Annotated in this window: 9 protein-coding genes; 3 read left to right on the top strand and 6 right to left on the bottom strand. The window is 65.5% G+C overall.

What is annotated here, in order from left to right:
• The 5 genes from ACP69Z_RS08510 to ACP69Z_RS08490 all read right to left on the bottom strand — a co-directional run bounded on the left by ACP69Z_RS08510 (position 1) and on the right by ACP69Z_RS08490 (position 7,929).
• Positions 1 to 738, bottom strand: a complete 738-nt coding sequence (locus tag ACP69Z_RS08510) for a Crp/Fnr family transcriptional regulator (protein ID WP_426267072.1) — start codon at positions 736 to 738, stop codon at positions 1 to 3.
• Between the two features lie 94 nt (positions 739 to 832).
• Entirely contained in the window at positions 833 to 2,011 is a 1,179-nt protein-coding gene (locus ACP69Z_RS08505; RefSeq protein WP_426267071.1) for an acetyl-CoA C-acetyltransferase, read from the bottom strand.
• 97 nt (positions 2,012 to 2,108) lie between these two features.
• On the bottom strand, positions 2,109 to 3,509 hold the full coding sequence (locus ACP69Z_RS08500) for an efflux transporter outer membrane subunit (RefSeq protein ID WP_426267070.1): 1,401 nt from the start codon (positions 3,507 to 3,509) through the stop codon (positions 2,109 to 2,111).
• Positions 3,506 to 6,715 (bottom strand): efflux RND transporter permease subunit, encoded by a 3,210-nt coding sequence (locus ACP69Z_RS08495; RefSeq protein WP_426267069.1) that lies wholly within the window; start codon positions 6,713 to 6,715, stop codon positions 3,506 to 3,508. Before ACP69Z_RS08495 ends, ACP69Z_RS08500 begins: the two co-directional genes overlap by 4 nt.
• A 14-nt stretch (positions 6,716 to 6,729) precedes the next feature.
• Entirely contained in the window at positions 6,730 to 7,929 is a 1,200-nt protein-coding gene (locus tag ACP69Z_RS08490; RefSeq protein ID WP_426267068.1) for an efflux RND transporter periplasmic adaptor subunit, read from the bottom strand.
• A 155-nt stretch (positions 7,930 to 8,084) separates the two neighbouring features.
• On the opposite strand from ACP69Z_RS08490, the gene ACP69Z_RS08485 reads away from it, so the two are divergent.
• The gene (locus tag ACP69Z_RS08485) at positions 8,085 to 8,693 is read left to right on the top strand and encodes a TetR/AcrR family transcriptional regulator (protein ID WP_426267067.1); all 609 of its coding nucleotides are present in this window, start codon (positions 8,085 to 8,087) and stop codon (positions 8,691 to 8,693) included.
• A 34-nt stretch (positions 8,694 to 8,727) separates the two neighbouring features.
• On the opposite strand, the gene ACP69Z_RS08480 is transcribed toward ACP69Z_RS08485, so the two are convergent.
• The gene (locus tag ACP69Z_RS08480; protein WP_426267066.1) at positions 8,728 to 9,087 is read right to left on the bottom strand and encodes a hypothetical protein; all 360 of its coding nucleotides are present in this window, start codon (positions 9,085 to 9,087) and stop codon (positions 8,728 to 8,730) included.
• A 458-nt stretch (positions 9,088 to 9,545) separates the two neighbouring features.
• Between ACP69Z_RS08480 and ACP69Z_RS08475 the strand changes: the two genes are divergently transcribed.
• Together ACP69Z_RS08475 and ACP69Z_RS08470 are read left to right on the top strand one after the other, a co-directional pair.
• Positions 9,546 to 11,111, top strand: coding sequence for a hypothetical protein (locus tag ACP69Z_RS08475; protein ID WP_426267065.1), 1,566 nt, complete (start codon positions 9,546 to 9,548; stop codon positions 11,109 to 11,111).
• 22 nt (positions 11,112 to 11,133) lie between these two features.
• On the top strand, positions 11,134 to 13,854 hold the full coding sequence (locus ACP69Z_RS08470) for a TonB-dependent receptor domain-containing protein (protein ID WP_426268073.1): 2,721 nt from the start codon (positions 11,134 to 11,136) through the stop codon (positions 13,852 to 13,854).
• The last annotated feature ends 65 nt before the right edge of the window (positions 13,855 to 13,919 follow it).

Genomic DNA, 13,919 nt, shown 5'->3' with positions numbered 1-13,919 from the left:
TCAATCGTCGGGGTCGAGATTGGCGCCGTCGCGGTCGAGATGAAGGTAGTTGGGATTGAACATGGCGGCCTCCTGCAGGCGCGCCAGGTCGGGGATGCGCAACCTCTTCTGGCCGATCTCCACCAGCGATTCGCCGCGCAGCAGTTGAAGCGTCCGATTGACGTGCACCGGGGTCAGGCCCGTCGCCTCCGCCAGATCATATTGAGTGAGCGGGAAGTCGCAGCTGTTAGCTTCCGCCAGTCCGATGCTTTGCATACGCATAAAGAGCTCAACAAGCAGGTGCGCCAGGCGCTGAAAGGCAGGTCGCGCTCCGACGTTGTGGGTCCATTCGCGCTGCACGGCGGCGTTGACCAGTTCGTGCCAAAGCAGCGCCTGGGTCACCTGAGGACGGTCGACCATCAGTTGCAAAAGATCGCTCGGTTCTATGGTGGCCACACGAAGCGACGTGATGGCGCCGATGCTGTGGTCCATCTGCTTTAGAACATAGGCGTTTAGGTCGCAGAAGTCGCCGGGGATGAAGAAGCCGACCAACGACCGCTTGCCGTCGGGCAGCATCTTGTAGCGCGCGCCCCAACCTCGCAGCACCAGATTGACGTGCGTTGGTAGGTCACCTTCCCTGATGAGGTCCTTGCGTGGTTCGATGACGCGGATCTTGGTCGTCAGTCGGCTGAGCGCCGCACGATCCTCGCTCGATAGTCGCGTGAAGAGTTCCAGACGTTTGAACAGGGCCGATTCCATTGCATGTGAGCCTCGCTGCCCGCGCTGGTAATCCGTCGCCTCAAAGTCCGATTTAACTTACATCAGTGGTCGATTGGGACGATTTCCAACCCGCTCAGCCAAGGCTTTCGATGATGGTGACATTGGCGATGCCGCCACCCTCGCACATGGTCTGCAGGCCGAAGCGCTTGCCTCGCGCCTTGAGAGCATGAACCAGCGTTGCCATCAGCTTGGTTCCGCTGGCGCCCAGCGGGTGACCAAGCGCGATGGCGCCGCCGTTGACGTTCAGGCGCTCGGGGTCGGCCTCAAGCTCCCGTAGCCAGGCGAGCGGCACCGGGGCGAAGGCTTCGTTCACTTCGTAAAGGTCGATGTCACCAATCGCGCGGCCCGCCCGTTCGAGCGCGCGGCGGGTAGCCGGAATGGGCTCCATCAGCATGATCACCGGGTCACCTGCCGTGACCGTCAGATTGTCGATGCGCGCCAGCGGGGTCAGGCCATGCTCCTTCAAGGCGCGCTCGCTGACGATCAGCGCGCCGCTCGCACCGTCGCAAATCTGGCTGGCGTTGCCGGCAGTGATCACGCCGTCGGGCTTCAGCGTCTTCAAGCCGGCGAGCCCCTCGATCGTTGCGCCCGCGCGAACGCCTTCATCACGGGTGTGGAGTTGGCGATTACCCTCCGCATCGGTCACTTCGAGCGGCACGATCTCGTCGGCGAAAGCGTCTGCTGCGATGGCCGCCTCGGCCTTGCGGTGGCTGCCGAGCGCGAAGGTGTCGAGCTCTTCGCGGCTCATGCCATATCGCTCCGCGATCATCTCGGCGCCGGTGAACTGGCTGAACTCGGTCACGCCATAGCGATCGAGGATCGCCTTGGACCATGGCCCCGTCCCAATACCGGCCTGCATCGGCAGAATGACCGGCGTGCCCATCGGAACCCGGGTCATGCTTTCGACACCAGCGGCGATCACCACGTCCTGCGTCCCGCTCATAACGGCCTGCGCCGCGAAGTGCAGCGCCTGCTGGCTGCTGCCGCATTGACGATCGATGGTCACTGCGGGGACGCTGTCGGGGAGGCGGCTTGCCATCACCATGTTGCGCCCGACGTGAAAGCTCTGCTCGCCGACCTGACTGACGCAGCCGACGATGACATCCTCGATTGCCGCCGGATCAATTCCGCTGCGCTCCACGAGCGCATTCAGTACCGCAGCGCCAAGATCGGCTGGATGCCAATCGCGCAGCGCCCCTCCCCGCTTGCCGCCAGCGGTACGGCGGGCATCGACGATATAGGCTACGGACATGGCGGGCTCTCCGGTGACGACAAGGGTTCCTGTCGACCTGCAAAGCCCTAAGCGGCTGCCCGGTCAAGGCGGAGCAAGCGTGCGCGCCCGCCTTAGCTCAAGTCGTGACCTGCCAGCCGCCACCAAGCGCAAGAAAGAGGCTAACGAGATTGTTCGACAGCTGCGCTTCTGCCTGAGCCACCGCGCTATCGGTCTGCGCCAGCGAGCGCTCGGCTTCGAGGACGATCTGGAACGCTTCGCGGCCGGCACGATAGCGAAGACGCGCGATACGCGCCGCTTCCGCACTGTTGGCACGCGCCCGGCGGAGCGCCTGTAGGCGCTCCTGTTCTCGGGCATAGCGGGTCAGTGCGCTTTCGGTTTCTTCCAGTGCGCCGAGCCACGTGCCGTCGAACCGCGCGAGCGATGCCTGCGCGGACGCTTCGGCCTGCGCAATGCGCGCACGGGCCGCGCCGGTGTTGGGGAAGGTCCAGCTGATCAGCGGGCCGAGCCCGAAGCGAAACCCGCGTGACGACGCCAGATCGCCGACCGAGGTAGCGGTCGAGCCGACCGACAGGCCAAGCTGGATGTCGGGATAAAGGTCGGCGGTGGCGACCCCGATGCGGGCAGTGGCGGCGGCGAGCTCGCGTTCGGCCTGGCGGACATCGGGACGGCGGGCGATCAGGGTGGCGCCAATGCCAACCGGAATCGCCCGGCTCAGCGCAGGCGGAGTGCTGCACGCCGCTGCCTGGGGCGAGATCTCGGCTGGCGGGCGGCCGGTCAGGACGGCGAGGCGGAACAGCGCGCTCTGGCGCTGGGCTTCGAGCGTCGGGACGGTTGCGCGCGTCTGCTCCAGCAGCGAACCCGCCTGACCCGTGTCGAGCGCGGTGCCCCGCCCGCCCGCGACAAGGCGGCGTGTCAGGTCGAAGGTCTGCTCCTGAAGACGCACCGTTTCGCGCGCGACTTCGAGCTGGCGGCCGGCGCTGCAGGCGTCAGCATAGGCTCGCGTGGTCTCTGCGGCGACCGTGACCCGCGCCAGGTCGAATGCGGCCTGCAATGCTCCGACGTCGGCACGGCTCGCTTCGGTAGCGCGGCGCAGGCGGCCGAACAGATCGACCTGGTAGCCAACGTCGAGGCCGACATCGAAGGTCGTGTCCGTCGGCAAGGGATCGGGCTGGTTGGCGTATGTCGCGCTGCCCGAAACGGACGTGGACGGCAGCCGCGCCGAGCGGGTTTCACGCAAGACGGCGCGAGCGCGGGCGAGGTTGGCGGCGGCGACCCTGAGGTCGGTGTTGGCCGTCAAGGCCTGCTGCACCAGCCGATCCAGCGCCGGATCGTTGAACAGGCTCCACCAGCGTCCAGGCGGCTCGTTGCCGGTGAACAGCGGCGAGATCGTTGCACTGACGAACGGCCGCTGCGCCTGTGCCTGCACTTCGGGCGCGGGCGAGCGGTAGTTGGGACCAACGGTCATGCAGCCGCTGAGCGCCAGCAGGCTGGTCACGGTCAGGAGGAGACGCTTCATGAATTTGCTCCATCCGCGGCGAGCGGCGGGTGTGTATCGTCCTTGCGGCGCATGACCCGCGTGCGGACCTTGCGCAGGCGATCGGGAAGACCGCGCATGACGACATAGAAGACCGGCGTGAAGATCAGGCCGAAGATGGTGACGCCGAGCATGCCGAAGCTGACCGCGGTGCCAAGCGACTGGCGCATCTCGGCGCCTGGACCGACGGCGATCGCCAGCGGAATGACGCCAAAGATGAAGGCGAAGCTGGTCATCAGGATCGGGCGCAAACGCTGGCGGGCCGCGGTGACGGCCGCTTCGAGCGGGCTGGCACCATCCTCTTCCTCGGCCTGCTTGGCGAATTCGACGATCAGGATCGCGTTCTTGGCAGCCAGCGCGACCAGCACGACAAGGCCGACCTGCGTCAGGATGTTGTTGTCCATGCCGCGCAGCATGACCCCGAACAGCGCCGCCAGGATACACATCGGCACGATCAGAATGACCGCCAGCGGCAGGGTCAGCGCTTCATATTGCGCGGCGAGCACGAGGAAGACGAACAGCACGGCAAGGAGGAAGATGAGCGTCGAGCTGCTTCCCGCCGCTTTCTCCTGGAACGCGAGACCGGTCCATTCGAAGCTCATGCCCTGCGGAAGCGTGCTCGAGGCGAGCTGCTCCATGGTGGTCAGCGCGTCACCCGAGGAGACGCCCGCCGCTGCCTGTCCCTGCAGCTCGACCGCCGGGAACATGTTGTAACGGACAACGCGTTCCGGACCGCTGTCGTTGCGCAAGGTCGCGACGGAGGCGAGCGGTACCATGTCGCCGTTCGCGGAGCGCACCTGCAACTGTCCGATGTCGGCAAGGTCGTCGCGGGCGGCAGGTTCGGCTTGGGCAGTCACCCGGAAGGTGCGGCCAAGCATGTTGAAGTCGTTGACGTAGGTCGAGCCGAGGTAGGTACCCAGCGCCTCGTAGACCTGCGACGGCTGGACCCCCAGCAGCTGCGCACGATCGCGGTCGATCTCCGCGTCGATCCGGGGCGAGCCGGTGTTGAAGGTCGAGAAAACCTGGGTCACCTTGGGCTGCTGCGCGGCGGCGCCCATCATCGCCATCGTTGCGCCTTCCAGCGCCTGATAGCCGGCGCCGGAGCGGTCCTGGATCATCATGGTGAAGCCGTTGCCGGTGCCAAGGCCCGGAACCGCCGGCGGCGCGATGATGAAGACGTTGGCTTCCTGGATCTGCCCGGCGAGCGCGCCGGTCAACGCCTTGGACAATGCATTGGCAGACAGCTGCCCGCCGCGCTCGCCCCAATCGGCAAGACGAATGAACATGGTACCGGCGTTGGACGCCTGCGAGAAGCTGGCGCCGTCGAGACCGGCAAAGGTGGCGGCATCGACCACGCCTTCTTGCTTGCGGACGATCTCGTAAGCGCGGTTCAGCACCTCCGTGGTGCGGTCGAGCGAGGCGCCCGGCGGCAGCTGGACGACGCCAATCAGGACGCCTTGATCCTGTTCGGGAATGAAGCCGGTCGGCGTGGATGCGAGCTGCACGCCGGTGAGCCCAAGGAAGACGGCGTAGATCACCAGCATCAGCCCGGTCTTGCGCACCAGCTGGCTGGTCAGGCGCCCGTAGCGGTCCGACAGCCAATCGAAACCGGCGTTGAACTTGGTCGCGGCAAATCGCAGCGGGCGGGTCAGCCTGGAGCCACCGCCCGCATCCATCTCGACGTGCGGCTTCAGCAACAGCGCGGCAAGCGCCGGCGAGAGGGTCAGCGACACGACCAAGGAGATCAGGGAGGCCGCCGCGATGGTCACCGCGAACTGGCGGTAGAAGATGCCCGGGATGCCTGACACAAAGGCGGTCGGCACGAACACGGCGGTCAGCACCAGGCCGATCGCGATCAGCGCGCCCGACACTTCCTGCATGGTGCGGTGCGCCGCTTCGCGCGGGCTCAGCCCTTCGCGGATGTGCTTCTCGACCGCTTCCACGACCACGATGGCGTCGTCGACCACGATGCCGACCGCCAGCACGAGCGCGAACAGCGACAGGGAGTTGATCGAATAGCCGAGCGCCAGTTGGACCGCGAAGGTGCCGACGAGCGCGATCGGGATAGCCAAGATCGGGATCACCGCCGCGCGCCAGGTCTGGAGGAAGACCATCACCACGATGATGACGAGGATCACCGCCTCGAGCAGCGTTTCCTGCACCGCTTCGACCGAGGCGGAGACATATTCGGTCGGGTTGTAGGGGACCGAATACACGATGCCCGGCGGGAAGTCCTTGGACGCGGTCTCGACCTCGTTCAAGACCAGCTCGGCCGCGTTCAGGGCGTTGGAGCCCGGCTGCTGGATCACCGCCAGCGCCACGCCGCTCTTGCCGGTGAACGAGCCGCGGATGCCATAATCCTGGGAGCCCAGCTCTACCCGCGCAACATCGCGAACACGGGTGATGCCGCCCGACGGGTCCGTCTTGATGATGACGTCGGCAAATTGCTCGGGATCGCTAAGGCGACCCTGGACTTGGATCGGCAGCTGGAAGGACGGGTTGCCACCGCCATATGGCGGCTGACCGAGCGCGCCGCCCGCTACCTGGACGTTCTGGGTGCGCAACGCGGTGACGATCTCACCCGCGGTAAGGTTTCGAGCGGCCGCACGCGACGGATCGATCCAGATTCGCATGGAATAATTGCCGCCGCCGAACACCTGCACCCCGCCGACGCCTTCGAGGCGAAGCAGCCGGTCACGCAGGTTGGTATTGGCGTAGTTGCCGAGGTAATCGACGTCGAGATTGGGGTCCGTGGACGTCAGCGCCACGATCATCAGGAAGCCGGTGGACTGCTTGTTGACCGTCACCCCGACTTGGCGGACCTGGTCGGGCAAGCGCGGCTCGGCAAGAGCGACGCGGTTCTGGACCAGCACCTGCGCGGCATCGAGGTCGGTGCCGGGCTTGAACGTCACGGTGATCTGCGCAGCGCCGCCGGTCGACGACGAAGACATGTAGAGCATGTTCTCGACGCCGTTGATCTCCTGCTCCAGCGGAGCGGCAACGGTTTCGGCGATCGTCTCGGACGAGGCACCCGGATAAGCGGCCTGGATGCTGATCGTCGGGGGCGCGATCTCGGGATATTGCGAGAGCGGCAGCTGAGGATAGGCGAACAGGCCGATCAGCGTGATGAACACCGCCAGGACCGACGCAAAGATCGGCCGTTCGATGAAGAAGCGCGAGATGTTCACGGGAGCGTGGTCCTTCAGGCGCTGACGGGGGTCGCGGTGGCCGACGGGTTCGCCGCGGGAGGTTGCTGGCGTGCCGGCTCAGGCCCGGTCTGGACCTTGATCTGCCCCGGCTGCGGCTTGACCTTCTGCCCAGGGCGCGCGCGCTGAATGCCGTTGATGATGACCCGGTCCTGCGGCGAGATGCCGCGGCGGATCACGCGCAGGTTGCCGGTCAGCGGACCAAGCTCCACTGGACGTGCCAGCACAGTGCCCGCCTTGTCGACGACGTAGACCACCCGGCGCGCGGCATCGGTAACGATGGCTTCGTCGGGCACCAGCAGGGCGGCATAGGGCCGCGAGGCTTCAAGCCGGAGGTTGCCGAACATTCCCGGCTTCAGGAAGCCGGTCGGATTGGGCACGACTGCGCGGGCCCGAACGGTGCCGGCTTCGCTGTTTACCACCGGATCGATGAAGTCGAGGCGTCCGGCATGAACATAGGACGTCTCATCTCCAAGCCGGATGCGAACGGGGGTGCCAGCGGTGCTGCCGGCATTCTGCCGCTGATACTTCAGCAGCAAGGCTTCGGAGCCGTTGAAGGTGAACTGAAGCGGGTTGGTCGAGACAATCGTGGTGAGCACCGTCTGATCGGCCGTGACCGAATTGCCAACATCGACCCGCCGCTCCGACACCATGCCCGACAGTGGCGCCAGCACGCGGGTGAAGCCGACGTTGAGCTGCTGCGCGCGGATCGCGGCGCGGGCGGCGGCGACATCTGCTTCGGCGGTGCGCAAGGCGGCCTGCCGCTGCTCGACCTCTTCGGTGCTGGCCGCCTGCTGCGCCGCCAGGGCCCGCGAGCGCGCCAGTTCGGTGCGGGCATTGGTGATGGTGGCCTGCGCCCGTGCCAATTGCGCCTGCGACTGAGCAAGCGCAGCCTGCGAAGGCCGCGCGTCGATGGTGAAGAGCAATTGCCCGGCGCGAACGAACTGACCTTCGCGGAAATGCACCGACTGCAGGTAACCGGTGGCACGCGGGCGCACCTCGACGTTCTGTTGCGCTTCGAAGCGGCCGACGAACTCGTCCCAGTCCACCACCTGCTGCTGGATCGGCTGGGCCACGGTTACCGGCATGACCGGCGGTGCGGCCGGCTGCTCCTCCGACTTGGAACAACCTCCCACGAGCGCAAAGGCAAGAAGGGCAAGCGGGACGATGCGCGACCGGGCGCGAGCAAAAGGCATGAAAGTGGCTTTCCGACTATATTCGAGAACCGCTGTGGAGGTCGGAATCGACTCACCGCGACATTCACGCGCCGTCAACACTTGTAGACTTACAAAGTCAATAGCCGTTGACATTCGCGCCGTGCTGTCGCGAAGAACGGCGATCTGGAGACGTGATGCGCCCACCCACCCGCAACGCTGCCGCCACTCGCGAACGGCTTCTCGAGTGCGCCCGCAAGGGCTTCGTGCAGGAAAGCTACGATGCAGTCGGCCTGCGGGAAATTGCGGGAGCTGCCGGCGTCGATGTCGCCCTGATCGGACGGTATTTCGGTTCCAAGGAGCAGCTGTTTCGAGCGGCGTTGGCGACCGAGGACAATCGCTGGGAAGAACTGGCGCAGGCGGACGATTTGCCGAGCTATCTGGCCGCGATGGCCGTAACCGACGATTCCAAGGACGCGGAGCATGTCGAGCGTCTGCTCATCATGCTTCGCTCTGCCGCGTCGCCGACAGCGTCCACCATTGTCCGCTCGACCTTCCAGAACGAGGTGCTGCAACCCTTCGCCAACGTCCTCACCGGCCCACAGGCCGAGCGACGCGCGGCGATGGCGCTATCGGTGCTGATGGGGACGACCATCATGCGAACGATCCTCAGGATCGATCATGATGGCGGCTGTGAGAACGACACGCTCAAGGAGCGTCTGTCGGGCATGTTACGGATTGCGCTCGCACCCGATGAGACGGGTTCTGACGCTAGTCCACCGACCCGGCTCGAGGCGCTGCGTTGAACGAAACAGCGGATCGCCGCTTAGCCCTGAAGGGCTAGCGAGCGCTGAGACCTTGCGAAGCCAGCCGGCGCACGGCGAGCCTGGAGGCTTCGCGCGTTCCCATCACCTCGCCCGAGGCGAGAACAACTTCGCTGTCGGGGGCTTCCGCGACACGGCGGAAGACGGCGCGCGCTTCGTTGACGCGGCCTTGCCGTGCCAGCAGCTGGCCATAGTTCAGCATCCAGGCGACATCCTGCCCGTTGCCGGGACGCGATGCGAGCAACTGACTTTCCGCGCGCTTGAGGTCTCCCTGCACGAGCGCCTGATACGCCAGGGCGCCGTCCGCATAATCCATCTCTGTCGCCGGCTGGGCGCCGCCCGAGGCAAGAAGCATCGCGGCCAAGAAGATCTGCATGTCGGCTCCTCTCAAGAGGTCTCTTGTCACAGCGTTGTAGCATGACCGTAATATCATCGTCATCTTCGAACAAGCGCACCGGCAAGTGTCCGTCACGCGCGTCCTGCGTGATCTGGGCGGCCGCCTTCCCTTCTCAGTGCAAGCTTTGAGGGTGTCGCCGTCGCGACTCCGAACGGCTTTCGCGACGCCGAACTGGCTGAAGGCCTCATCAAGTCGGTGAGAGGCGACGCTTATGTCTTCGACCTTGCCGATGTTCAAAGCCGGCCGGCTGCCACCAAGTCGTTGAACTTGCGGTCAGAGCTGCCCCAGCGGCACGTCGGCGCGCGGCCCGCCCCTCTTTGAACTGTCACAATAGCTACACTGAATCGTCGCGGCCAACGACTAGCCGAGCTCCAGAAGCTGAGGGGCAGCACAGCAGCGCCTCGTTCGTCACAAAAAGTCAGGATTGAGGGGACCTCATGAACATGGTGCAGGCGAGCCGCAAATTGTTGTTGGTCACAGTAGCGGCGAGCGTTCTTGCGGCTTGCGGGGGCGCCGACGACGTCGCTTCGCCGGGTGAAGGAACCATCATCGGTGGCGGCAACACGGGCGGCGGCACGACCACCCCGCCGCCGGTCAGCACCGGCCCCGCCGCAAGCTGTCCCACCGGCACCACCGACCGTGGTGTCAATCCGGTCGTCAATCGCCGCAACTGCGGTCTCCCGGCCCGCATCGCGACGAGCCTCTCGCTGCCCAAGGTCGCGGGTCTCTTCTACTCCATCGATGGCCGCGTCGATGTCGGCACCGACGTCGGCGGTGACGGTGCGGCAACCGGCGGTCAGGCGGCAACCCTGTCGATCGATCCCGGCGTGGTCGTGATCGGCCAGAGCCAGGCGAGCTTCCTCGTGGTCAACCGCGGGTCGCAGATCAACGCCGTCGGCAGCGCCACGGCGCCGATCATCTTCACCAGCCTCGACAATCTCGAAGGCCGTGCGACCGACACCAGCTCCAACCAGTGGGGCGGCATCCAACTGCTCGGCCGCGCCCCGATCAGCAACTGCTTGTCGGCTGTCCCAGGCGGCTCCGCCCAGTGCCAGCAGCAGGCCGAAGGCACCGGCTCGCCGGCGCTGTACGGCGGCAACCTGCCCAACGACAACAGCGGCCAGCTGCGTTACGTGCAGATCCGCTTCACCGGGTTCAGCGCGTCGCCCAACGCAGAGCTTCAGGGCCTGACCACCGGCGGCGTCGGTGCCGGCACGCGGATCGAAAACGTCCACATCCACAACAGCGGCGATGACGGCGTCGAAATCTTCGGCGGTTCGCACAACATGCGCAACATCGTCCTCACCGGCGCGGACGACGACGCGCTCGACACCGATTTCGGCTACAAGGGCTTTATCCAGTTCGTGATCGCCATCCAGCGGCCGCAGTCGCTCGGCGTCAACGGCGACACCATGATCGAAGCCGACAGCAACCCTGAAGTGACCGGCGCCGACGATTTCACGCCCCGCCAGTTCACCCGCCTGTCGAACTTCACCTTCATCCAGACCCGCACCGGCACCCGAGCAATCCACCTTCGCGGCGGCACCGACTATGCCCTCGTCAATGGCGTGGTGGTGAGCCCGTCAGCCTGCCTCGATGTCGACCAGGCAACCACCGTGCAGACCACCGGCCCGGACGAAGCCGGCGTTCCGATCATCCGCTCGGTGCTGTTTGCCTGCACGCCGCGCGACGATGCCGATACCGACACGTTCGAAGCGACTGCCTTCGACGCGCCGACCAACACCAACAATCTGTTCGGCTCCACGTCGACACTGACGAACCTGTTCATCAACGGGGCGAATGAAACGGCAGCGACGCCGTACAGTGCGACGCTGCTCAACACGAGCTTCGTCACCGCGCCATACGTTGCCGGCAACTTCACCCAGACCAACTATGTTGGCGCGGTCCGCGACGGCAACGACATCTGGTATCGCGGCTGGACCTGCGACAGCGGCTACGCGAGCTTCAGCTCGGGTAACAGCTGCAACACCGTTCCGGCCTGAGGCTGTCAGCGAGATGATGCAAGTGTCCAGGTTGGCCTCGCTGCTGCTCGTCACCACCGTTCTGTGTCCAGCGGCAGCGCTGGCGCAGGCCGGTGGCGCCGCGGCCCCGGTCGTCACTCCGCCGACCGGCCCCGCCGGGGAGGCAACCGCCCCCGAGCAGCCGGCGTCCACCGATGAGGTGGCACCGACCGAAGAGCCGGTGATCGAGGTTTCGGCGCCAGGTGTGGACGCGCCGGGCGACATCATCGTCCGCGGCCGTCGCAACATCCTGCGCTCGGCGCCGGAAGTCGTTTCCGTGCTCTCCAGTGAGGATATCGCGCGCACCGGTGACGGTGACATCGCTGGCGCTCTGCAGCGCGTACCGGGCCTCAGCGTAGTCGGCAACGGCTTCGTCTATGTGCGCGGGCTTGGCGACCGCTACAGCCTTGCGCTGCTCAACGGCCTTGCCCTGCCCAGCCCCGAGCCGCTGCGCCGCGTGGTGCCGCTGGACATCTTCCCCACCAGCGTCATCGGCAGCGCGGTTGTTCAGAAGAGCTACTCCGTCAATTACCCGGGTGAGTTCGGCGGCGGCGTCATCAACCTGACCACCACGGCCGCGGCGCGGGAGCCGTTCCTGACCATCGGCGCAAGCATCAGCGGCGATACGGAAACGACCGGCAAGCTTGGCTACACCTACTACGGCAGCAGCACCGACTGGCTTGGCTTCGACAACGGCGACCGCGCCATCGACGGTGCCTTTGGACACGCTTTCCGCTCGAACAAGGTCATCGGTGAAGGTTCGAACTTCACCCGCGCCGAAGTGCAGGCGATCACCGCCGACCTGACCAACAGCCGCACCTCTGTTCTTCAGCGTAACATGGACATTCCCGCCAACTTGGGCGTGGACCTGACCGGCGGCACCACCTTCAACGTCGGCGGGACCGAACTCGGCCTGATCGCCAGCGCTGGCTACAGCAACAGCTGGCGCACGCGCGATGCCACCCAGCAGACGCAGGGCGGCGACCTCATCGGAACCGACTTCCAGGCGGTCCGAACCGACAATCGCGTGATCGCCAATGGCCTCCTCGGGCTGACGGCCAAGATTGGCGGTCACAACCTGCGCTTCACCAATCTCCTGATCCGCGACACGCTGAAGATCGGGCGGCTGGCGGCGGGTTACGACGTTCAGATCGGCGACCCCATTCCAGGTGGCCCGGCGCAGCAGATCAACCAGCGCACCGCCTGGTTCGAGCGCCAGCTCCTGAACTCGCAGCTGGTCGGCGAATTCAAGTTCCGCGACCTCGATCTCGACCTTCGTGGCGGCTATGCCAACAGCCAGCGCAACGCGCCTTACGAGCGCAGCTTCAACTACGTCTACAACAGCCAGATTGGCGACTACGTCAACAACCTCACCACCAATCCGCAAAGCGCCGGGATCACCTTCTCCGAGCTTGACGAGGACGTCTGGAATCTCGGCGGCGACGTCAGCTACCGGCTGCCGGGCGAGCGGAACATCACGCTCAGCGCTGGCGGTGCCTACCTCGACACCACTCGCAACTCCACGCGGCGCGATTTTGCCTTCCGCCCGGCAAATGCATTGCCCGGCGGCGTGACCGAGCAGCGGCCCGACTATCTGCTCTCGGACTTCAACGTCTATACCTACAACATCCTGCTGGTCGAAACCTCGGGTCTTGCCGGAACGGCGCGCTACCAGGGCGATCTCAGGGTCGCGGCAGGCTATGCACAGGCGACCGGCGACATCGTTGAAGGCCTTCGCCTGCAAGGCGGCGTGCGGTTCGAAGACGGCAAGCAGTCGGTCACGCTGGTTGACCTCTTCAATCAAGGCGGCCTTGCCCAGATCCCGGCGATCGAAAAAAGCTACTGGCTTCCGGCAGCGACCCTGACCTGGACCATCCGCCCGGACATGCAGCTGCGTCTGCATGGATCTAAGACGCTTGCCAGGCCACAATTCCGTGAACTGGCGCCGCAGGTCTACTTCGACACCGAAAGCGACCGTCAGTTCTTCGGCAATCCGTTCCTCACCGATTCAACGCTGACCAATGCCGAAGCGCGCTACGAATGGTATTTCGCCACGCAGCAACGCGTCAGCGTCGCCGGCTTCTTCAAGCGGATCAACAAGCCGATCGAGGCGATCGCCAATTTCACCGGTGGCGCCGCCCTCATCACGACGTTCGGCAACGCGCCGCGCGCCAAGCTGTACGGAGTCGAGGTCGAAGCGCAGAAATTCGTGCCGCTCGGCGCCCTCGGCATGGACCAGCATCGCCTCGTCCTGATCGGCAACTATACCTTCTCGAAATCCGAGATCGAAGTATCGGATGGTGACACGACCATCCTGAACGACCTTCGCGGGCCCCGTCCTGCGCGCGAGGTCTTCTTCGACGGCGATCCGCTCACCGGTCAGTCCAAGCACATTGCGAATGGCCAGATCGGCATCGAGAACACGGCGCAATTGCAGCAGCTCACCCTGCTGTTCAACTATGCGTCCAAGCGCGTCACCAGCCGCGGCCCGGCCAGCGCCGGCGTTCGGCAGGCCGACATCTTCGAGCGTCCGGGGCTGACCGTCGACCTGGTCGCACGGCAGGGCATCCGCCTTGGCGGCAAGGAGATCGAAGTGAAGTTCGAAGCGCGCAACCTCACCGAGCAGGACTATGAGGAAACCCAGGACGTTCGCGGCACCCGTATCTTCGTCAACCGCTACGATGTAGGCCGATCCTTTTCGCTCGGCGCATCCGTGAAGTTCTAGGCGCACGCACCTACGCGATCGCTTCCGCCGGGTAGAGCCCCACGTGCTCTACCCGGCGAAGATGG

Origin of the sequence: Sphingomonas sp. LHG3443-2 (assembly GCF_049896405.1) — a bacterium.
Taxonomy (GTDB): domain Bacteria; phylum Pseudomonadota; class Alphaproteobacteria; order Sphingomonadales; family Sphingomonadaceae; genus Sphingomicrobium.
The sequence above is the reverse complement of the archived record's forward strand: the minus strand, read 5'-3'. Positions and strand labels throughout refer to the sequence as shown.

Excerpts from the sequence above, each read along its gene's own strand:
- ACP69Z_RS08505 (WP_426267071.1), bottom strand. The coding sequence starts at position 2,011 with ATGTCCGTAGCCTATATCGTCGATGCCCGCCGTACCGCTGGCGGCAAG.
- ACP69Z_RS08485 (WP_426267067.1), top strand. The coding sequence starts at position 8,085 with ATGCGCCCACCCACCCGCAACGCTGCCGCCACTCGCGAACGGCTTCTC.
- ACP69Z_RS08500 (WP_426267070.1), bottom strand. The coding sequence starts at position 3,509 with ATGAAGCGTCTCCTCCTGACCGTGACCAGCCTGCTGGCGCTCAGCGGC.
- ACP69Z_RS08475 (WP_426267065.1), top strand. The coding sequence starts at position 9,546 with ATGAACATGGTGCAGGCGAGCCGCAAATTGTTGTTGGTCACAGTAGCG.
- ACP69Z_RS08510 (WP_426267072.1), bottom strand. The coding sequence starts at position 738 with ATGGAATCGGCCCTGTTCAAACGTCTGGAACTCTTCACGCGACTATCG.
- ACP69Z_RS08490 (WP_426267068.1), bottom strand. The coding sequence starts at position 7,929 with ATGCCTTTTGCTCGCGCCCGGTCGCGCATCGTCCCGCTTGCCCTTCTT.
- ACP69Z_RS08480 (WP_426267066.1), bottom strand. The coding sequence starts at position 9,087 with ATGCAGATCTTCTTGGCCGCGATGCTTCTTGCCTCGGGCGGCGCCCAG.